19 protein-coding genes are annotated in these 20,188 nt (G+C 38.8%); 10 read left to right on the forward strand and 9 right to left on the reverse strand.

Going from position 1 to position 20,188, the window contains the following annotated elements; all coding sequences use genetic code 11:
* Window positions 1-83 precede the first annotated feature (83 nt).
* Complete coding sequence (locus tag SanaruYs_RS06590) at window positions 84-1,388, forward strand: hypothetical protein (RefSeq protein WP_127121730.1); 1,305 nt, start codon at window positions 84-86, stop codon at window positions 1,386-1,388.
* Window positions 1,389-1,445: 57 nt separating this feature from the next.
* Here SanaruYs_RS06590 and SanaruYs_RS06595 read toward each other — a convergent pair whose 3' ends face one another.
* Both SanaruYs_RS06595 and SanaruYs_RS06600 read right to left on the reverse strand, forming a co-directional pair.
* Window positions 1,446-2,315 (reverse strand): DUF4249 domain-containing protein, encoded by an 870-nt coding sequence (locus SanaruYs_RS06595; protein WP_127121731.1) that lies wholly within the window; start codon window positions 2,313-2,315, stop codon window positions 1,446-1,448.
* A 6-nt stretch (window positions 2,316-2,321) separates the two neighbouring features.
* Window positions 2,322-4,679, reverse strand: a complete 2,358-nt coding sequence (locus tag SanaruYs_RS06600) for a TonB-dependent receptor (protein WP_127121732.1) — start codon at window positions 4,677-4,679, stop codon at window positions 2,322-2,324.
* A gap of 118 nt (window positions 4,680-4,797) precedes the next feature.
* Between SanaruYs_RS06600 and SanaruYs_RS06605 the strand changes: the two genes are divergently transcribed.
* Window positions 4,798-5,277, forward strand: a complete 480-nt coding sequence (locus tag SanaruYs_RS06605; protein WP_127121733.1) for a nuclear transport factor 2 family protein — start codon at window positions 4,798-4,800, stop codon at window positions 5,275-5,277.
* Between the two features lie 148 nt (window positions 5,278-5,425).
* Window positions 5,426-6,070: a YciI family protein gene (locus SanaruYs_RS06610; RefSeq protein ID WP_127121734.1), complete on the forward strand. Its 645-nt coding sequence runs from the start codon at window positions 5,426-5,428 to the stop codon at window positions 6,068-6,070.
* Window positions 6,071-6,136: 66 nt separating this feature from the next.
* Here the strand turns inward: SanaruYs_RS06610 and SanaruYs_RS06615 are convergent, their stop codons facing one another.
* From SanaruYs_RS06615 to SanaruYs_RS06640, 6 genes are all read right to left on the reverse strand, one after another.
* Window positions 6,137-7,567: a GAF domain-containing protein gene (locus SanaruYs_RS06615; RefSeq protein ID WP_127121735.1), complete on the reverse strand. Its 1,431-nt coding sequence runs from the start codon at window positions 7,565-7,567 to the stop codon at window positions 6,137-6,139.
* Between the two features lie 12 nt (window positions 7,568-7,579).
* Window positions 7,580-8,176 (reverse strand): DUF6436 domain-containing protein, encoded by a 597-nt coding sequence (locus SanaruYs_RS06620; protein WP_127121736.1) that lies wholly within the window; start codon window positions 8,174-8,176, stop codon window positions 7,580-7,582.
* A gap of 65 nt (window positions 8,177-8,241) precedes the next feature.
* Entirely contained in the window at window positions 8,242-8,811 is a 570-nt protein-coding gene (locus SanaruYs_RS06625) for a 2'-5' RNA ligase family protein (RefSeq protein ID WP_127121737.1), read from the reverse strand.
* A gap of 70 nt (window positions 8,812-8,881) precedes the next feature.
* Window positions 8,882-11,041, reverse strand: a complete 2,160-nt coding sequence (locus tag SanaruYs_RS06630) for a S9 family peptidase (protein WP_127121738.1) — start codon at window positions 11,039-11,041, stop codon at window positions 8,882-8,884.
* Between the two features lie 61 nt (window positions 11,042-11,102).
* Window positions 11,103-11,540, reverse strand: a complete 438-nt coding sequence (locus tag SanaruYs_RS06635; protein WP_127121739.1) for a BLUF domain-containing protein — start codon at window positions 11,538-11,540, stop codon at window positions 11,103-11,105.
* Between the two features lie 30 nt (window positions 11,541-11,570).
* Window positions 11,571-12,272 (reverse strand): PrsW family glutamic-type intramembrane protease, encoded by a 702-nt coding sequence (locus SanaruYs_RS06640; protein ID WP_127121740.1) that lies wholly within the window; start codon window positions 12,270-12,272, stop codon window positions 11,571-11,573.
* 85 nt (window positions 12,273-12,357) lie between these two features.
* Here SanaruYs_RS06640 and SanaruYs_RS06645 point away from each other — a divergent pair, with 85 nt between their 5' ends.
* Window positions 12,358-13,386, forward strand: coding sequence for an RluA family pseudouridine synthase (locus tag SanaruYs_RS06645; protein ID WP_127121741.1), 1,029 nt, complete (start codon window positions 12,358-12,360; stop codon window positions 13,384-13,386).
* Window positions 13,387-13,455: 69 nt separating this feature from the next.
* Window positions 13,456-15,549, forward strand: a complete 2,094-nt coding sequence (locus SanaruYs_RS06650) for a TonB-dependent receptor plug domain-containing protein (protein WP_127121742.1) — start codon at window positions 13,456-13,458, stop codon at window positions 15,547-15,549.
* 76 nt (window positions 15,550-15,625) lie between these two features.
* Here the strand turns inward: SanaruYs_RS06650 and SanaruYs_RS06655 are convergent, their stop codons facing one another.
* Window positions 15,626-16,693, reverse strand: a complete 1,068-nt coding sequence (locus SanaruYs_RS06655; protein WP_127121743.1) for a PA0069 family radical SAM protein — start codon at window positions 16,691-16,693, stop codon at window positions 15,626-15,628.
* 220 nt (window positions 16,694-16,913) lie between these two features.
* Between SanaruYs_RS06655 and SanaruYs_RS06660 the strand changes: the two genes are divergently transcribed.
* From SanaruYs_RS06660 to SanaruYs_RS06680, 5 genes are read left to right on the forward strand one after another with little or no spacing between them, the layout of a single operon-like run.
* Complete coding sequence (locus SanaruYs_RS06660) at window positions 16,914-17,648, forward strand: LiaF transmembrane domain-containing protein (RefSeq protein ID WP_127121744.1); 735 nt, start codon at window positions 16,914-16,916, stop codon at window positions 17,646-17,648.
* A 10-nt stretch (window positions 17,649-17,658) separates the two neighbouring features.
* Window positions 17,659-17,991: a DUF4288 domain-containing protein gene (locus tag SanaruYs_RS06665; protein WP_127121745.1), complete on the forward strand. Its 333-nt coding sequence runs from the start codon at window positions 17,659-17,661 to the stop codon at window positions 17,989-17,991.
* A gap of 8 nt (window positions 17,992-17,999) precedes the next feature.
* Window positions 18,000-19,028: a sensor histidine kinase gene (locus SanaruYs_RS06670; RefSeq protein ID WP_127121746.1), complete on the forward strand. Its 1,029-nt coding sequence runs from the start codon at window positions 18,000-18,002 to the stop codon at window positions 19,026-19,028.
* On the forward strand, window positions 19,025-19,765 hold the full coding sequence (locus SanaruYs_RS06675; protein ID WP_127121747.1) for a LytR/AlgR family response regulator transcription factor: 741 nt from the start codon (window positions 19,025-19,027) through the stop codon (window positions 19,763-19,765). Before SanaruYs_RS06670 ends, SanaruYs_RS06675 begins: the two co-directional genes overlap by 4 nt.
* A gap of 7 nt (window positions 19,766-19,772) precedes the next feature.
* Window positions 19,773-20,171, forward strand: coding sequence for a hypothetical protein (locus SanaruYs_RS06680; protein WP_127121748.1), 399 nt, complete (start codon window positions 19,773-19,775; stop codon window positions 20,169-20,171).
* The last annotated feature ends 17 nt before the right edge of the window (window positions 20,172-20,188 follow it).

Genomic DNA, 20,188 nt, shown 5'->3' on the forward strand with positions numbered 1-20,188 from the left:
TTTGATCTAATGAAGAGAACAAATCCTGTGATTTGCGGTATTGGCTATTTACAGTAGAAAAATGTTAACAACAAACCAATCATATGAACAAACCAGCAAGTAAAATAGTATCGATGTTGTTTAGCGCCACCGTATTGGCTGTCGCTTTTTTAACAACCTCGTGTGACGATGAAAACTCAGACACCAGCATTATCCCGGATATTGAGATTCCGGAAAACTTTAGTGACAGAACAGATGAGCAAAATAAGGCCGCTCTGGAAGAAAATGGATTAGAGTTAGTCAATAGCATGACGGCACTTCAGAATACGGCCGGTGTGCAGACATCTATTTCTTTTGTGAATTTCTTATCGGATGCTTCTTTGCCAGAAAATACCAGAGAATCTATAGGTAAGAATAAGCTGATCATGCTTATGCGTTCTTTATCCAAAGTTGGGCAAGGTACCGAAACAGCCTCCACTCTTTTGAAAAACCTCCGAACTCAGGAAGATCCTGAAACACTGGGTGAGTTATTCGATCAAAATGAAGGGACATTCACCTATAATAACTCAACTGAGGAATGGGACTTTACTGAAAAGCCTGGCACTGGAAAAATTGAATTCAAATTTCCTTCCACAGAGACAGGACAGAGCAATAATGCAACTTTTGCTATTCATAGCTACACTAGTGTAGATGTGAATAACCAAGAGGCAGAATACGAAGGTGAACTGCCAACAGGCCTGAGAGCAGATTTAACGGTAGGATCAACTAAACAGATTGATTATGTTCTGACAGCAGCCTATAAGCCAAATGGTGAGCCTACATCTGTGGAGACATCTTTAACTATAGGTACGTTTAAGTTGTCTTTTAAGGTTAAAAATACAACTGACGAGGCGAGCGTTGACTACGCATTGACTCAGAATGGAAACAATATGCTGGCATTTGGTGCAGGAGCAACAGGAAACTTCACTACCAAAGGGAGTGAAGAGGCTGAGGCTGGCGATATCGTAACTACAGCAAGCGCTTACTTTCAGATTATTGATATTAAGTTTGCTGGAGAAGTAGATGTTAAGTCACTGGATGAGGCAATGCAGGCCGCCAACAATATTGACGATGAAGTTGAGGCATGGAATGATCACACCACATTCGTAGTATTCTATGCAGAAGAGAATGCGAAAATAGCGAATATTGAGTTTTATGGATCAGAACGCGAAGAAGAGTACTGCTATTGGGATTGGGAAAACGAAATTGATATTTGCGAAACAGAAATAGAAGAAGCGATAGATGTACGTTTAGTATTTTCAGATGATTCAAAATCAGACCTCGCTACCTACACAGAAGTTGGTTTCGCAGATTTGGAAGAAGCCCTCGAAGATTTCTTTAATAACCTTGAAGAAGATATAGAAGGTTAATAGAAGTAATCAAAGCATGTAGGAAGAGAGCTGGTGAATTTCACCGGCTCTTTTGTTTTACCGTTCCTTGGCTTTTATTGTATAGAACTTCACACCGTAGCCACCCCAAACGCCAATAGCCTTCTTGCCTTTGATGTTGGAAATTATTTCGTTGCCCGCAGAAGAAAACGGATTTCCCACAACATACAATTCACGCTCAAGGGTGCGCCAGAAATCGAAGTGAGCTTTATCCATCGTACAAAATTTAATCCGGACAGAATCACCAACGGTAAAATAGAGATCATCGGCTACATCAGTGAAGTTATCCGGGCCTCGAAGCAAGGAAAAAGTAAATGTTTTTCCATTGAAGGACTGATCACCAATAGCAGATAGGTATACAGGAATGTACCGGGAATCTTTTCCTATACGCTGCGTAAATATTCTATAATAATTATCGGTGTCAGGGTTATCTGTAAATTTTCCATAAATAAAACCCAATGTATCCTTACCGGGCAACACCTCATACCAAAGATCCTCGAAAGAGGCGGCAGGAGGGATGGTGGTGGAGGAGGTATAAACTTCACCCCGTAGTTCAATTTTCAAAGTATAGGTTTTTCCAGCCTCGCCTTTTAGATCAGTACCTGAGTAAATATAGGGAGGAAAATAATTTTCATCTTTCTTAAGAGTAAGCACTTCGGACTCTACACCATCGCTTACTGTTATTTTGGCTTTGGTTTCTACCAACTGGCGCACTGTTGCCGAGTCAATATCATCAAAATAGGAGTAACTCTTGCTCAAAATAACTTTAGGAAAGTTCCCGGCCTCTATCCATCCGTCCACTACCAACTTAGGTTCATAAAGTGTATAGTCTATGGTTGGGCCTGTATCACATTGGAGGTAGCAAAATACAATAGGCAACAAAAAAATATTTTTTATGGAAATCTTCACTTCATATCAAAATTTAAATCTATAAGTTACCGAAGGTAAAACTGGAAAGAGTGACACCTGCCGGATACTAGTTTCTAATTTATACTCTTTGAGATCCCCCTTTGTTTCAAAGTAGATGTAATACGGATTACGTCTGTTATAGAGATTGTATACAGAAAAAATCCATGCTGATTCAAATCGTTCAGATTTGCGCGCGATGTAAGTAGCAGCAAGATCTAACCGATGGTAGGCTGGCATGCGAAATGAATTACGTTCTCCATACTCATTTACAATACTGCCCTGTATAATATAGCGTGCTACCGGCAGATTAAGGGCGTTGCCGGTGCCGTATACAAACACTCCTGAAAAGGTCCATTTGTTAGATTGCTTGTAATTACACATCAAGGATATGTCATGGAGCCTATCGTATTTAGCAGGAAATGGATTACCCTGGTTAAGGTCTTCAAATTCACGCATTGTTCGTGAGAGAGTATAAGCAGCAGTTCCGGTAACCTTGCCTGTATTTTTTTTGATCAGGACTTCAGCTCCGTACGAAATACCCTTACCAAAGACAAACGCATCGTCATAGTTAAAACCCCTGCTATAACCAACAATTACTCCATCCTTATATTCTAACTGGTTATGCATCACTTTATAATAAAGGACTAATGAGCTTTCGAACATATTTTCATTAAAATTTCTAAAGTATCCGGTTGAAAATTGGTCACCGTATTGCGGCTTTACTTTGGTGGAGCTTGTAACCCATACATCCATGGGTAACGAAGCAGAAGAAAGTGGAGCCATATGCATGTATTGATAGCCTCTGTCATATGCAGCTTTAAGCGAGGAAACCTGGTTGAGATTGAAGCGAACAGATAGTCGTGGTTCGGGATTAACATAGTGTACAACACGTTCATTTTTTCTATAGACAACCGTGTCAAGAAGTTGCAAATTGTCGTCTACCGCGTAGCGAGTAAAAGGACCAAATTGTGAGTAGTATGTATAGCGGATACCTGCATTGATTTCAAGTTTTTCGGTAAGTGTAATCTTATCATTCAAAAACAGGGAGGCTTCATGTGCAAAGAGTTGTTCGTTGTTACCAAACTCCAGTGACACATCGTCACTTGTTGCGCCTACGTTATTAGGACGCAATTTATGATGAGTATAGGTTGTGCCGAACACAAGGTGATGTTTACGCTTTTGCAAATCTAAAAGATACTGAAACCCATTGTCCCGAATATCGGATACAATGTTAAATTGATAGGTGTTGATGGAGGCACCAAAATCCATATCATAGAGCACAGTACTCAGTGAAAGCTCACCGGTTAAGTTATCAGTGAAAATGTGAGACCAACGCAAGGATGCAGTACCATTACCCCAGCGAATAGTGTTTGCAAAATTATTGTCTTTGTTAAAGTAAAAATCATCCTTTCCCAAATAAGCCCGAAAACTCAGTTGATTTCGCTCATTAATCCGATAGTCCGCATTTATGTTTAGATCGTAGAAATAGTAATCAATTTTTTCAGGTACTGAAAAAAGTTCTCGAATAGGATCAATAAATAAATCAATATATGTTCTTCTGCCGGCCACTAAAAAAGATCCTTTGTTTTTTTTGATGGGACCTTCCAAAAGAAGGTTGCTGGAGAGAATCCCAATGCCTCCTTCTCCTTTTACTTTCTGGTCATTGCCTTTTCGTGTGGTGATTTTTGTAAAGGAGGAAAGTCTTCCACCGTAGTAAGAGGGGATGCCACCTTTATGCATTTCAAGATCGTTAATGGTACTTCCATTGAAAACAGAGAAGAATCCAAACAGATGGCTCGGGTTATATACAATAGAATTATCCAGCACCATGAGATTTTGATCGACTGCTCCACCACGCACGTAAAAACCTGTATTGCCTTCACCAGCAGTCTGTACACCTGGCATTAATTGAAGAATACGTATGGGATCCATTTCACCTAACAAGTATGGAAGTGTTTCAAGTTCTTTTTTTGATAAGGTGATGGAGCCTATCTCTGTTTTGCTAATATTTTCTTCTGCTTTGTTATCCGTAATCATGACTTCGTCAAGATTGGAAACTGTAGGGCTAAGTGAAACATTTAACGATATAGAGCGATCAACAATCACTTCGAGCTCCTTTTGGCCAAAGCCAATGAAGGAAAACACTAATGTATGAGCTCCGGGTGACAACCATATTTGGTACGCTGCGCTGTCACCGGCAATTACACCTTTCGTTGAGTTTTTCACAGACACATTTGCCCCAACCAACGCCTTGCCACTTTCTGCATCGATGACAATACCGGAGATTTTGAATTTACCTTGTGCGTAGGTTTGCCACGAGATTATAGTTAAGAAAGATAGAAGAAGGGAAGTGGTTTTTAACATTGAACGCACCTTGTCGGCTGATGGCAAATATACCAAAAACGCTTTTGGTTCTTACGGGCACGAAACCTCATTTTTTATACCCAAAATTGGTTATACATTTAGAGAAAGATAATTTGTTATGAATCAAGCTGCCTCCAACGAAGTTGTTATCAGAAAATTTTATACGGCATTTGCATCAAAAGATGCCTCAACGATGGCCTCATGCTATCACCAGGAAGTGGTATTTGAAGATCCCGCCTTTGGGAAATTGAACGGAGTAGAAGCATCGAAGATGTGGGAGATGTTGCTGACCCGCAGCAAAGATCTTGCGGTGGTCTTTTCGAATGTGCAGACAACGGAGAAGCAGGGCGCTGCAGATTGGGTAGCTACCTATACTTTTTCACGCACGGGAAATAAAGTGATAAACAGCATCCATGCGATATTTGAATTTAAAGATGGTAAAATCATAAAGCATACCGATAGCTTTAATCTTAGTAAGTGGTTTGTTAGTGCCTTTGGTTGGAAGGGGTTATTGTTTGCCTATATTCCATTTCTCAAAAACAAATTCAAGCAACAAGCGAAAAAAACACTTACTGATTATATTGCTAAGAATCAGTAGTTGTTTTTAAACGCAGTATCTTTGAAACAGGGTGGTTTGGTGGATCTTACTATTGGTTGAAAATTTTGTTGTTTCCAACTAAGGGATATCTAAACAGTTAGCAGTTTCTTCTTTAACTTTATTATAACCTTAAGCTTAACCTAAAAATATGAGGCTATTCATCGCAATGGTTTTCATTTGTGCTAACACTTTTGCACAAGAGAATACAGATTTGATTTTTGTGTTTTTAAATAAACGCACAGACCTGCCCACAATGCCCAAACCAGAGCTTGATAAAATTATGGAGGGACATATGGCTAACATCACGGCAATGGCAAAAGATGGCCGCTTGCTGGTAGCTGGTCCCTTTGATGGTGGTGGAGGTATTTTTATACTAAAGACAAATTCAGTGGATACGGTAAAGCAATGGCTTGCTAATGATCCGGGTGTAAAAGCTGAACGATGGAACCTAGAATATTTGCCTGTAGTTTTTAGAACAGGTAAAGCGTGTGTTGCTAAGGAGCCCTATGAAATGGTTAATTATCATTTTATTCGATACGGACTTACACTTGCTAAGCACAATGTACAACAGGCTCCTGCAACGTTGCGCAAACACGAACAATATATGAAGGAGTTGAATAAAACAGGAAACGTAATAGCTGAAGCTGATTTCGGAGGTAACGAGGGAAGCATATTGATTATGAAGGGAGAACTTGATCAGCGTGTAGTGGAGGCAAGTCCTGCGGTTAAAGAATTACTTTTCGATATTGATATAAAGAGATTGTGGGTAGCAAAGGGATCTTTTTGTGAATAAGCACCACATAAAGGTTATTAAAATAAAACAGGCCAGTTTCTACTGGCCTGTTTTATTTTGTATCATCTATGCTTCTTGTTTTAGTTGACTTTTTAAGCGTTTGTTTTCTTCCTGAAGTTCGCGCTGCGTTTTTTCTGCTTCTTTTAATTGCCGCTCCATTTGCTCCTGAACAGCACTCAGTTCTTCCATGTTTTGTCGCATCTCTTCTTCTTGAGTACGCAATTCTTCACTGCGTTGTTGGGAATCTTCTAACAGAAGTTTTACGCGCTCAGTTGTTTTAGAATTTATAATGGCTGAAGCAACAGCCTCGCTCGCCTTCTTTAAAAACTCAAGATGACCATTATTGTATTTCTCGAAAGCGGCTAGTTCAAGAACCCCTGTTATTTGTTCGTTCGAAATAAGCGGTACAAGGATTATACATGATGGATTAGCTTGTCCAAGTCCTGAGGTAATCTGAACATAATCCTGAGGAACGTTGGTCATCATGATTATATCTTTCTCTACAAAACATTGCCCTACCAACGACTCACCAATCTCAATGCGTTTGTCAATATATTTTTTCCTATCATAGGCATAACAGGCGGTAAGCTTCAAATACTCCTCACCACTTTGATCTTTCTCCAACAAAAACAAACTACCCTGATTTGATTCAGTATATTTTACCACCTCACGAATTAATTCGTTAGAAAGCTGCTCAGTATTGTCTGCATACTTTCGAAGAATATCGCCCACAGTTGCTGAGCCCTGCGTAATATACTTTTCTTGTTGTTCGCGATCAGCCGAGATCAACAGATTTTCACGCATCTTTAATAGTGCCTTACCAAGCTCATCTCCATTATTATTAAGGGAGTATTCAATCTTTAAGTTACCCTTACTGATCTCTTCTGCAAAAGCTATATTGTTGGTAACATTAGTGAGCTGACCTTGCAGCGCTTCTTTAGTAATGGCCTCTTCTTTGGTTTTCTTTTCAAGATTGTAAGCCCACATACCATTGATAAACATGATAGTGGCAACAACAGTAGCATGAATAATAAATGTTTGAAGATCCATGTATTCCAATTGCGTGAAGTAGATCTCTTTCATGCCGGTGTATTGGAGATATGCAAAAGAGCCATGGTGAATAACGATGTAAGCCAGTAGAGGCAATTGAAGTCTCCAGTTCTGGTAAGTAATTAGTAAAGCTGAACCAACAAGAAACATAAAATGCATTTCGAACATGCCATGCATTTGGTAGATGTATTGGGCTGAGAACACACCAAAAATGATGGACAGAACGTACTGGTATAGTTTACTTTTTGGCAAAAGTGTTTTTGTGGTATAGTAGGCGACAAGCGAAAGGCCACCAATACCGACTGCGATTAAATATGTGTCGTAAAAGAAAGACCATAAAAAACCAACAGCGAAATAGATCCAAATCGCAACGTTCATTATTCTATTGGATCGCTTTGTGATTTCCTGAAAAATAATCAGGTTGTGCTCTTTGTTTGTGGGCGTCATTGAAATTTAAGTTTAAAGGTCATTAGGTAATTCACAACCGTAGGATTGTGTCGCGAATGCATTGAAAACAGGAGGCTTCTGCCCCTTTACTAATGCTGTCAGGGCTATTTCAGCATAATTGCTTTCTTTTAAAGTACAGTATCTGGTGCGGTTATAATTGCCTCGGTAAAAAAGTTTTCTTTGGCTGTCTATAACGACTGCTTGCGGAGTAGCATAAACACCACAAGCATTTGCCAGCGCATCATCTGTGTCCTGGATAACAATGATACTTTCATCGTCAAGCATTTCTTTTGCATATTCAAAATCTGCATAAGCAGGTATTACTGCATATATTTTAACTTGGGTTTCAAACTGTTTTTTAAGAGTCTTAAAATGTTTGAGATTAAAGCGTGAACAAGGACAGTCAGGATTAAAAAAATGGAAGTAAAGCGCCTGATTATTTGGAAAACTGTTAGTCGTGGGTAAAGAAACAACGGCCTCAGGAAGTTTTGCCGAATAACCAATGGGTACAGGCGTTGGTAATACATATTTCATTTCTTGTTGCCAAAACAAGAAACCCATACAAGTAAAACAAATCAATAAAACCCCAATGACAATAATCTGTCTCATAGATACTCCTCTAAAGAGCCATTACATACGAACCAACCGGGGTCGTTGGATTTAAAACATTGAACTTAATAAATAGTTTTTTTAAGCGCAACTTGAGCATGCTTTTCCCATACGCTTCCGTTGTGTTTTAGTAGATAAATGGATTCGACCAGCCAATTTGCCTTGTATTCCCTATTTTTAAATTCATTCCAGGCCTGACCGAATGTTTCTTTTTTAAGATCACGAAAAGCCAGCGTTAGGTGTGGGCGAAAAGGTTGATCGAGTCGGTTTGCATTAAATAGTTGAAAGCTTCTTTTGCAAAACCGTTCCAGTTCTTTTTGAAGGACAACCAATTGGCTATTGGTTTCGACATCCAAGTAGATAACCCTGGGAGGAAAAGCGTTGAAACGATGAAGACTTAGCTGAAAAGCAGCCTGCAACTGGCCGAAATCTTTTAATTTTTCAATAAGTATTAACTCTTTCTTTTCTTTCCATCGAAAAGGCATATGAAGCGTAATGTGTGGAGGGGAGTTAAGGGACGCTTTACTTCCAAAAGTATTTTTGAAGTATTCTTTAAGTACTTGGGCCTCGCTGTAAACAGGCTCGGGAGGAATAATGGCTAGGAAGTAGCGTTGAAAGTCAGAACTGCTTTGCATAGTAAAGCTGCTAAGATTTGCATCTTGGTGGTTCAGTTACCAACAAGATGCAATCCAGCAGAAGATTATTTTAGAGATTTTCTAAAACGTAGTTCAGCATTTGAGTGTACAAATGCTGACGGGTTTTACTTCCTTGAATACCGTGGTGTTTATCCACATAATAGAAGGAGTCGAACTGAATGCCGGCATTCACCAAAGCCTCTTGCAGAACAACAGAATTTTGAAAGTGTACATTGTCATCGCCAGTTCCATGAATTAACAAGAAGTTGCCTTTAAGCTTAGCTGCATGTGTAGAGGGTGAGTTATCATCATATCCACTAGCATTTTCCTGGGGAGTTTGTAAGTAGCGCTCAGTGTAAACAGTATCGTAATAGCGCCAGTTAGTTACAGGAGCAACAGCTATACCCATTTTAAATACACCACCACCGTTAGTCATGGCTAGGGATGACATATAACCACCATAGCTCCAACCCCAAATACCTATACGACCACCATCAACATAACTAAGGGTTGAAAGATATTTTGCAGCAGTTACATGATCTTCCAACTCATATTTGCCTAGTTGTTTGTATGTCATCTTTTTAAAGGCCTCTCCACGGAAACCAGTACCACGTGTATCAACTATGGCAACAATGTATCCCTTTTGCACTAACATTTGGTGAAAATAGAAATGACCTCCCCCCCATGAGTTGCTTACGTTTTGCGAACCAGGGCCACTATATTGGTAGATAAGTACAGGATATTTTTTATTTGAATCGAAATCTTTTGGTTTCATAAACAAACCATTCAATGCTTGTCCATCAACTGTATTGAAAGTAAAAAACTCTTTTGCAACAATCCCATATTCAGCAACAGTCTTTTGCAACGTTTCGTTTTTCTCCAAAACCTTAATAAGCTTGTTGCCTTTAGTTGCATAAAGACTTACGGTATTAGGCTGGGAAGCACTGTTGAAATATTTGATGTAAAACTGAAAGTCGTTACTCATATTAGCAGTATGCATACCCGCCTCTGTTGTTAGCTTAACTTTCTTTTTTCCGTCTAATGATACTGAATAAAGGTGTCTTTCTAAAGGAGAGACTTCAGTAGATTGGTAGTATACTGTTTTTGTTTTTTCATCAAGACCAATAAAAGAAGTTACTTCCCAATTTCCATTTGTTATTTGACGCACCAATTTACCGTCAACAGTGTATAAGTAAATATGATTGTAACCACTCATTTCGCTTACATGAATAAAATGCTTTTTATCATTCAGGTAAGTTAAATCATCATTGATATCAACATAAGCATTGTTTTTTTCTGTTAATACTGTTGAAATTGCCCCCGAGAGTGTATTGAGGTGCATAATCTCTAATTGATTCTGCAGACGATTCATTCTACGGATAGATAACGTGTTTGCATCCTGAGTCCACTTAACACGTGGTATATATATATCAGTATTGCTGCCTAAGTCGGCTTTCATTTTTTGCTGTGTACCAAGATCATATACATAAATTTCTATAACAGAATTGGCCTCTCCTGCTTTCGGATATTTAAACTTATAGTCCTGTGGATAGGTAGCACCCTGATTCCACTTTTGCATATTGTATTCCTTCACCCTAGATTCATCAAAGCGGTAGTAAGCCAGCTTATTATTATCGGGCGACCAAAAGAATGCGGTTGTAAAGCCAAATTCTTCCTCATACACCCAATCAGTGCTACCGTTAATAATTTCATTGAACTTACCATCCGTTGTAACCTGAGTTTCTTTCATATCGCTTAGCGAGACATAAAAAAGATTATTGCCACGTACAAAAGCCACCTTGCTGCCATCAGGTGAAAACGAAGCGTACGATTGCTTTCCATTAGCGGAGAGTTTCTTTATGGTTTTTGTGGTAAGGTCGTAAATGAAATAATCGGCACGGAATGACCAACGGTAGATTTGCTCAAAACCAGTACTGATTAACAGCTGTTTTTCATCAGCGCTAAAAGTGTAATCATTGATGTTAATTGTCGGAGAAAGTGCACTTCCATCAACTAAGGTTTCTACGGCTTCACCTGTGGTAACATTGAACTTAACAACTTTGTTGTTTTGCAGAGACGAATAGAATTTTCCGTCTTTCATCCAGTTTATACCACCAACACTTCGGGCACCAAATGTCGGGCGGGCAGTGAAGTCATCAATTGTGATTGATTTTTGTGCAAATGAGGCTGTAGCAATAAACAGCATCAGTAATAGTAAAAGCTTCTTCATGGAGTTAAATTTGAATCTCCTAAACTACTAAACCTATGGCATTAGAAAAAAGCTTTTTATGCTATAGGTACAGAAGGTGATCGGAGTGATTTTTTTGATAGAACAGACTTAGAAAAATAAGTGCTGGGTGGCTACTATTGGAAGCCTTATTTAAGGCAAAAAACTGATCGATATCTTCAAAGCCACTGATTTTACGGGCAGAGGCAACATCCAGTGACTTAAAGCCCATTGACCAATTCTTGAAGTTTCGTTCTGCAATGGTGCCTTCTAACAACACATTTAAATCTCCATGACGTAGATCTCTGCTAATTTTATAGAATAGGTTGTGAACATCTTCTTTTTTACCTTCTAACACTTGCAGAAACTTGCCATTACAATACAGCAGCATACCCGTTAAATTTAAATCAGCATTTTGTAGCTGACTTGTTTGCAGGATATCTCGCAAATCGTCTTCAGATAAACCGCTAGAAGCAACACTGCTATACACCAAGTAGTACATTCTTCAACTTACTAAAAAGGATGACGAATATCAAATCGTACCTTCTGTTTTGTTTTGATTAAAAGGTGAAATGCTCTGATGAAGGCGGATTGCTTTTTTAGATAAAACAATTCCTACAATCAGAGAGACTATTGCTCCAATCCAAACGCCAGGGATATAGTTAATGAACCAGAAGTAATCATAAGCACCATGAAAAAGCGTTGCTACAAACAACGCTACGAAAGCAAAGTACAATTCACGCTTATGCGTAAACTTAGCAATACCCAAAAAGTATCCCATAAGCACTCCAAAAGTAGCATGCGCTGGTACTGCAGTAAACATTCTTAAAATGCCTGTAGTTACCCCGTATTCAAAAGTGTAAAGTATATTTTCCAGGGTAGCAAAACCCATGCTTACCATAAGCGCATAAACAATACCATCGAAGGGCTCATTAAAATTTTTGTTGTTATAAAGAATAAAACGCACGAATAAAAACTTGCTGAATTCTTCAACCAATGCTACCAGAAAAAAAGCGTTGAGAAACTGATCAGTAACACTATTTTCATTAATACTAACATTGGCAGTAAGTGGCCAACTGATTAATAGGGTAATTACTGTGCTAATGGCACCATAGAAAAAGCTCATTAATAAAAGGCCAATGGGTTCTCGTTCATGGTGATCTTTCAGATAGATATAAAGACCAATGGCAATGCCAGGCGCAACGGCCAAAGAAAGCAGGGTTAAAAAGCTCATTGCGAAATTTACAATTTTGACTTATGATTTACGAATAAGGAAACGCAAAATCTAAAAACGTACTTTGTAAATCGTACCTTGCAGCATGATTGATGAAGAAATCCAGGACGAGTCGGACGATATACTTTTTGAGCATGAGCGCTTTGTGGTCGACCCAGGCCAAAGTCTTTTGCGAATTGATAAATTTTTGCATGGTAAAATGCAGGGCGTAACCCGTTCTAAAATTCAAACCGGTATTGAAGCAGGTTTTGTAAAGGTTAATGAGCTACCCGTAAAATCTAATTATAAGGTTCATCCGGCAGATGTAATTACTATAAGTCTACCGAAGCCGCCCCGGGATACCGATGTAAAGCCAGAAAACATTCCTTTGAATATTGTTTTCGAGGACGACTATTTACTAATTATTAATAAACCTGCAGGTATGGTAGTACATCCTGCATATCAAAACTGGTCAGGCACATTAGTAAATGCTTTAACCTACCATTTTCAACAATTACCAACTATGCCGGGCAATGATGGTCGGCCGGGCTTAGTGCATAGAATTGATAAGGACACTTCAGGATTATTGGTTATAGCCAAAGACGAAAATACCCTTGCGCACCTTGCCAGACAGTTTTACGATCACAGTATTGAACGCAAGTACTGGGCTTTGGTATGGGGAGAGCCCGTGCCCGCGGAGGGAACCATCAATGTAAACGTAGGAAGAAGCCTAAAAGACAGGCGTGTAACAGCAGCGTTTCCAGATGGCGATTTTGGTAGAACAGCCATAACACATTATAAAACCCTGCAGACACTCCGTTATGTAACCTTAATAGAATGTCAATTAGAAACGGGCAGAACCCACCAGATCAGGGCGCACATGAAGCATATGGGACATCCGCTTTTTAATGATGCTACCTACGGAGGTGACCAGGTTATGAAGGGAACGGTATTTACCAAGTATAAACAGTTTGTTGACAACTGTTTTGAGATTATGCCACGACAAGCCTTACATGCTAAAACTTTGGGCTTTGTACATCCACACAGTAATAAATTTGTTAAATTCGAGAGTGAGCTTCCAGAAGATTTTAAGAACCTTCTTGCCAAGTGGGAGCATTATGTGAAGTACACCTAAATAGTACACAAGTGAAGTAAGACTAGGATAAGCAGATACAACTAAAAGAGTATATGCTTACTTTGTAGTATGAAAAAAGCCCTGTCTATTGTGGCGCTGTTATGCAGCGCGATGTTTGTCTATGCTCAGGAGGAGCAAGTCAAGCAAGAAGATTACTACGAATTATCATTAGAGGATTTGATGAACATACCCATCAACTCTGCATCTAAGAAAGATGAAACCCTGTTTGATGCCCCCTTATCAAGCTACACGATTACTAAATCAGATATAGAAAAATCTGGTGCTACTTCCATCATGGAAGCTTTGCGCTTGGCACCTGGTGTTATTGTGCGTGAACAGGCCAATGGCATGTACGACATACACATTCGCGGTTTAGAAAATTTAACGAGAACGAATGGTTCCTTCTTAAAAACAAATTCCTACACCCTTGTAATGATTGACAACAGACCAGTGTTCAATCATGGATTAGGGGGTACCAACTGGGAATCTCTTCCTATTGATTTAAATGATGTAGAACGTATTGAAATTGTTCGCGGGCCATCATCACCATTGTTTGGACCAAATGCTGTAACAGGTGTTATAAACATAATTACAAAACGATTAACAGACACGAGCATGTTAGCAAACGTTAATGTGCAAGCAGGTACACTGGGTACAACCATTGCTAATGCGAGTGTTGGTAAAAAATTTAATGATCAGTTAAGTCTTATTGTATCTGGAAATTTTCAAGATCGTGATCGCGTTGATGAAGAGTATTACAATGCCACTACAGGTACTTATGTGCCATTAACCACACTTTTCCCCGATCAAACAACTCGTGACGAACGCTACCCTGATCCAAGCAGATCATTAAATAAGTGGGGCGTCAATGCCTTCATAACATACAAAGCATCAGAAAATATCTCTGCTGATCTTTCCGTATCACATCAACAAGCGGAGTTTCAAAAAATATTTGTCTCCAACCCTTTAAGTGATGGAAAGACTGATAACACCGCTTTTAATCTTACATTAGGTATCCATGATTTAAAAATTCGTACTTCCTACTTATCAGGATATGCTCTTGACCTTCGCACAACTGTACCACGATCTGAAAATGACTACACTGTAGCGGATGTAAATGCTGAATACGATATTAAACTAAACGACAAGTATACACTTACACCAGGCTTAAGTTATCAAACAGTAACCTTTGATGACCGTGACTATGTTAACCCTGGTGCTGGTGTGATTGGCTTATTTAATGCAGAAAACACAATTAATACTTTAGCCGGTTTTCTTCGTAGCGATTTAAATTTCACGGATAAATTGAGAGTATTGGCAGCTATTCGCATTGATAAATTTTCTACACCTGACGAAGCATACCTGGCCTATGAATTAGCCGCTACGTATGATATTAACGAAAAGAATTTAATACGAGCCGCTATCACGCGTTCCAACAGTGGTTCATTTATGGGTTACAATTATCTGGACATTGCAGGAGCTCAAGTAGGTGATGATAATTTAGATTTAATTACGGTTGATATGATTGAATTGGGCTTCCGTTCAAAAATCACTAAGAATGTTCAACTTGATGTTGATGTGTTTGTTCAAGATGTAAAAGGACTGACAGCCATTTTACAAGCGTCACCTACCCAGCAAAAGTTTTTTAACGTACCAACAACAGCTCAACAGATCGGTACAACAATCTCGTTAAACTTTGTACCTAACGATAAGATACAATTCAAGCCTTTTGTAACACTGCAAAAAACTGAAACATCAGATTTGCCATCAATATATTTAGACCCGGCACTTCCAAGTCCTCCCTTTCCTCCTGTTACCTATAACAACAGCACACATAAGTATACACCAGGTACTTATGGAGGGTTTTATTTCAACTACAGACCATCTACAAAAGCGAATGTGAATATAAGCGCTTACTATTTAGGTGAGCAAACGCAATACGATGCTTCATATGACGATACAGACTCAAGCACGCCACAATATGCCAATGGGCAGATAGATGGAAAGTTTATTATGAGTGCAAAAGCCTCATATGAAGTTGTTAAAAACTTGAACGTATTTCTAAATGCACGCAATTTTTTAGGTGCTGATACCAGAGAGTTTTATGCAGCGGACAGAACAGCCGGACTTTATACAGGAGGTATTTCATATAACCTGAAATAATGCACATATAGTATTCTAGTAAAAGAAAGAGGTTGTCTACTCAGACAACCTCTTTCTTTTTAAAATAGATTAACCATCAAAACAAACTTAAATTGCCTCTTCTTCTAAATGCTGTTAAATTGTAAGCAGGCATAGTCCTCTCTGAAAAATATTTTCGTTTAGAATTTCTAAAGAGCTGATGAATCATGTCAGCGTACACACCCTCGCCACCCATTCGTCTACCAAACTGTGAATCATTTACCTGCCCGCCATGCATATCACATATCTGATTCCATACTTTATCAAACCGATCTGGAAAATTCTTGCGCAACCAGTCTTCGAAAATTTTTCCAATAGAACCATTTAATCGTACAACCGTCATGCCCGCAGCACTTGCACCATGGTCTGCAGCTGCTCTAAGAATTGTAGGGATCTCCTCCTGATTGAGTCCGGGTATGATAGGCGCATTCATAATACCTACCGGAATGTTTGCTTTTGCAAGTTGTTCAATTACTTGTAAACGCTTTTTGCCACTCACTGTCCGCGGTTCCATCAACCTTCTTAAGTCTTCATTAAGCGTTGTGATGGAAATGTAAATGTGTACGAGATTATCTTTAGCCAAATCCTGAAGCAGATCAATATCGCGTAGCACCAAGGCATTCTTTGTAATCATACCTACCGGATGCCTGTACTGCCCAAATACTTTAAGAAGCTTTCTCGTTATTTCTAACGTACGCTCTATGGGCTGATAACAATCAGTATTGCCTGAAAGGCTGATAGGCGTAGCTTGCCAATCGGGATGCAATAAGAATTTTTCTAACAGTGAAGGCGCATTTTTCTTCACAATAATTTTGCTTTCAAAATCTAGACCTGCACTAAAGCCCCAGTACTCATGACTATTTCTGGCATAACAATAAATACAACCATGCTCGCAACCCTGGTAAGGATTGAGCGAATACATCATACTTAAATCAGGGCTGGTAATTTTATTGACAATTTTTTTAGACTGCTCATAAAAAATTTGAGTACGCTGACTCAACTCCATTTGTTCATCAATGCCCTCGATATGCTGAGCGACATATTCCTGTTTTAAAAATCTATTGGCAGTTTTAATTTGAGCGCCACGTCCTTTAATGTATTCGTCATCCTTCAAAGCCTCTTCCATGCCACTAAAGTAGTTGATGACTAAATTTGAAAACGGGGTATTTTAGTTGCGGGACACAAGTTGTCAGATTATTTGACTCATTTTAAAATCTGATGCATTCATTTCAAGGCCGCATTTACCTACGCAATACCCATGTTCACCTACTTTCTACCCGTCTGCACCTATTCACAATGGCCTATTTAAGCAATCGGGCGTTGATTTGAGTATAAATTCAACAATTATGGAAGCATATGACAAGGGCGTAAAGCCCACACCCAGTACCCCGAATCAGAATAATAATGGCAGAATTTGGGGAGGCTTAATAGTAGTAGTTATTGGTGTAGTGCTACTGGCCAGAGAGATGAACCTTGACTTGCCTGAATGGCTCTTCACATGGAAGATGTTGGTAATAGGTATCGGTTTGTATGTAGGCGCTAAAAATTCTTTTAAGCCTGGTGGTTGGATGATTGCTGTTCTTGTGGGTATAGTCTTTATAGTGGATGATTATGTTTATGATGTTAATTTAAGACCTTACTTAATCCCTGCTATTGTAATAGGCATTGGTCTATACTTAATCTTTAAGCCGAAAAGCCGTGCAGGACAATATTGGAATGAGCATACACAGACTCATAGCGGCACCGATGGTAACTGGGAATCCGTTTCAATCTTTGGTGGTAATAAAAATATAATATCGAAAGACTTTAAGGGCGGTGAGATGGTGACCATATTTGGTGGCAGTGAGGTAAACATGAGCCAAGCAGATATTAGCGGAGTGGTTACTTTAGAGGTGGTGCAGATCTTTGGAGGCACTAAATTAATTGTGCCTGCAAACTGGAAGGTGCAAACTTCTGAAGTGGTTTCCATACTTGGTGGAATTGATGACAAAAGACCTGCACCAACCAATGTGGATGAAACAAAAGTGTTAAATATAAGAGGCACTTCAGTTTTCGGAGGTATTGACATACGCAGCTATTAATAGTAAAAACATGAATTGGTACATCGCAAAAATAGTTTTCAGAATAAGCACAGAAACGAAAACAGGCAAAGACCAATTTGACGAGCACCTGCGCCTTGTTGCAGCCAATACACACGAGGAGGCTGTACTTAAGGCACGGGTACTCGGCCTTAAGGAAGAGGATTATTTTCTAAACAATAATGATCAACTTGTTAAATGGGAATTTGTAAACGTAGTTGATGTACAATTGATTGAGGCGCTCAATGATGGCATTGAACTTTACTCTAAAATTTTTGAGATGGAGAAAAGTGATGATTATATTCAATATGTACATTTACGCGCAGCAGCTCTTCAAACCACCTAAAAATATATATGAGTTTTACAGGCAAAGCAAAAATTTTTACACTCTACCTTAGTTGGTGGTTATTATGGATTTTTGTACAGACTCTGGTAATTGTTCAAGCAGGATTTGGTTGGGAGATTGCTATTACGGATGCTGCAATCACGCAGCTTGTAATAGCCATTGCAGGTTATGCCATTAATACTTCCATGCATTCGTATCAACCAAGTGCTAAAAATTCAATTTATGTTTTAATCTGGAGCCTTGCCCTTACTTTTTTGAGTTTGGCACTTCAACGTTGGCTACTTATACAATTTTTAGAAAATAATTTAGCTTTTATTAGTTTTCTGGATGCCAGCTTAACGGTGAGAGGAGGCTTTACGCTGCTCATGATTATGCTAATAGCGGTGCTTACTTGGTTCTGGGTTTATTTTAGTGATAAACAAGAGAGTGAGAAGAGAAAACAGGATAGTGAAAGATTGGCAAGAGAGGCAGAACTCTCAAGTCTCAGGCTACAATTACAACCTCACTTTTTATTTAATAGTCTAAACTCTATTAATGCCCTGGTAGTAGTTGAGCCTGAACGCGCCCGAACGATGATTCACCAGCTCTCGGATTTTTTGAGAGGAACCATTCGAAAGGACACTACACTTATAAAGCTGAAGGAGGAATTAGACCACCTTCAACTTTATCTGGAAATTGAAAAAGTTCGCTTTGGTCATCGCCTGCAAACCAAAATTGAAAAGAGTGAAGAAAGTCTCACTGCAGAGATTCCGGCTTTGTTGTTACAACCAGTAGTAGAGAATGCAATTAAATTTGGCTTGTACGATACAATTGGGGAGACAATAATTTCTATTGAAGCAAGCAGGATAGGAAAAGACTTGCTCATTGAAGTAAAAAACCCTTATGATCCGGAAACAGCACAAGCAAAAAAGGGAACAGGGTTTGGATTAACAGCAGTACAACGCAGGCTCTATCTGCATTATGCACAAAATAATTTAGTTCAAACAAAACAGGAAGCAGGTATTTTTACTACAACCCTTCGAATACCACAAATATGATTAAAGTATTGATTATAGATGATGAACCACTGGCCAGAAGTCTGGTGAAAGAATGCCTGAAGCCTTTTCAGGATATTGAAATAGCGCAAGAGTGTAATGATGGGTTTGAAGGCGTAAAGGCAATTGCTCAACATCAACCTGATTTAATTTTTCTAGACATACAAATGCCTAAGATAAATGGATTTGAGATGCTGGAATTGATCGAAACACCACCAGCTGTAATTTTCACCACAGCATTTGATGAATATGCCATGAAGGCATTTGAAACACATGCAGTTGATTATCTGCTCAAGCCATTTAGTAAGGACAGATTCGAGAAGGCTTTACAAAAATGGATGAGTCAAAAGAATGCAAAAGAGGTTCAATCGCCACAGGATTTTATTGATAAAAGAAATCCACAGCCAGAAGAGCATAGCCGCGTTGTTGTAAAGAAAGGTAGTAACATCATAATCATTCCGGTTAATCAAATTCACTACTTTGAAGCGTATGATGATTATGTAAAAATTCATACAAAAGATGGAATGCACTTGAAGAAGAAAACAATGACTTACTTTGAAGGCATGCTGGACGTAACGCAATTTGTGCGTGTGCATCGGTCTTACATGATAAATCTGCAAGAGCTCACACGGATTGAGCTTATGGAAAAGGACAATCACATTGCATTATTAAAAAACGGAGTGCAGATTCCATTAAGTCAGACAGGTTACGCTAAGCTTAAAACAGTGTTAGGCATTTGAAATAACTATGATAAGAAAAATGATTTCGGAGCGTTTTGCAGGTCTTGCATTGATAGTGATATTTTCACTGACTATACTTTTTCATCTTGCAGTAATAGCTGGCCTTGTTCCTATGGATATGATTTGGGGTGGCCGATTAAAAACACAAGGGGAGTTGTATGTTTTCGAATCAATTTCTATTGTGCTTAACGCGTTTATGCTTTGGATTGTAACAATCAGAATGAATTATTTTAAGTTTTCTGTTAACCCAAAGGTTATTCGTGTGGTGCTTTGGCTAATGTTTTTATTATTCTTGGTAAATACTTTAAGTAATTTAATGGCCTTCAATAATTTGGAAACTTACATTTTTACACCCATCACTTTTATTTTGGCATTATTGAGTTTTCGACTGGCTATTAAAGGTTAAGCAAAGTTCAATTAAGT

Source organism: Chryseotalea sanaruensis, assembly GCF_003990915.1.
GTDB lineage: Bacteria > Bacteroidota > Bacteroidia > Cytophagales > Cyclobacteriaceae > Chryseotalea > Chryseotalea sanaruensis.

Excerpts from the sequence above, each read along its gene's own strand:
- SanaruYs_RS06665 (WP_127121745.1), top strand. The coding sequence starts at position 17,659 with ATGAATTGGTACATCGCAAAAATAGTTTTCAGAATAAGCACAGAAACG.
- SanaruYs_RS06610 (WP_127121734.1), top strand. The coding sequence starts at position 5,426 with ATGAGGCTATTCATCGCAATGGTTTTCATTTGTGCTAACACTTTTGCA.
- SanaruYs_RS06655 (WP_127121743.1), bottom strand. The coding sequence starts at position 16,693 with ATGGAAGAGGCTTTGAAGGATGACGAATACATTAAAGGACGTGGCGCT.
- SanaruYs_RS06640 (WP_127121740.1), bottom strand. The coding sequence starts at position 12,272 with ATGAGCTTTTTAACCCTGCTTTCTTTGGCCGTTGCGCCTGGCATTGCC.
- SanaruYs_RS06615 (WP_127121735.1), bottom strand. The coding sequence starts at position 7,567 with ATGACGCCCACAAACAAAGAGCACAACCTGATTATTTTTCAGGAAATC.
- SanaruYs_RS06650 (WP_127121742.1), top strand. The coding sequence starts at position 13,456 with ATGAAAAAAGCCCTGTCTATTGTGGCGCTGTTATGCAGCGCGATGTTT.
- SanaruYs_RS06605 (WP_127121733.1), top strand. The coding sequence starts at position 4,798 with ATGAATCAAGCTGCCTCCAACGAAGTTGTTATCAGAAAATTTTATACG.
- SanaruYs_RS06630 (WP_127121738.1), bottom strand. The coding sequence starts at position 11,041 with ATGAAGAAGCTTTTACTATTACTGATGCTGTTTATTGCTACAGCCTCA.
- SanaruYs_RS06600 (WP_127121732.1), bottom strand. The coding sequence starts at position 4,679 with ATGTTAAAAACCACTTCCCTTCTTCTATCTTTCTTAACTATAATCTCG.
- SanaruYs_RS06625 (WP_127121737.1), bottom strand. The coding sequence starts at position 8,811 with ATGCAAAGCAGTTCTGACTTTCAACGCTACTTCCTAGCCATTATTCCT.
- SanaruYs_RS06635 (WP_127121739.1), bottom strand. The coding sequence starts at position 11,540 with ATGTACTACTTGGTGTATAGCAGTGTTGCTTCTAGCGGTTTATCTGAA.
- SanaruYs_RS06670 (WP_127121746.1), top strand. The coding sequence starts at position 18,000 with ATGAGTTTTACAGGCAAAGCAAAAATTTTTACACTCTACCTTAGTTGG.
- SanaruYs_RS06645 (WP_127121741.1), top strand. The coding sequence starts at position 12,358 with ATGATTGATGAAGAAATCCAGGACGAGTCGGACGATATACTTTTTGAG.
- SanaruYs_RS06680 (WP_127121748.1), top strand. The coding sequence starts at position 19,773 with ATGATAAGAAAAATGATTTCGGAGCGTTTTGCAGGTCTTGCATTGATA.
- SanaruYs_RS06660 (WP_127121744.1), top strand. The coding sequence starts at position 16,914 with ATGGAAGCATATGACAAGGGCGTAAAGCCCACACCCAGTACCCCGAAT.
- SanaruYs_RS06590 (WP_127121730.1), top strand. The coding sequence starts at position 84 with ATGAACAAACCAGCAAGTAAAATAGTATCGATGTTGTTTAGCGCCACC.
- SanaruYs_RS06620 (WP_127121736.1), bottom strand. The coding sequence starts at position 8,176 with ATGAGACAGATTATTGTCATTGGGGTTTTATTGATTTGTTTTACTTGT.
- SanaruYs_RS06675 (WP_127121747.1), top strand. The coding sequence starts at position 19,025 with ATGATTAAAGTATTGATTATAGATGATGAACCACTGGCCAGAAGTCTG.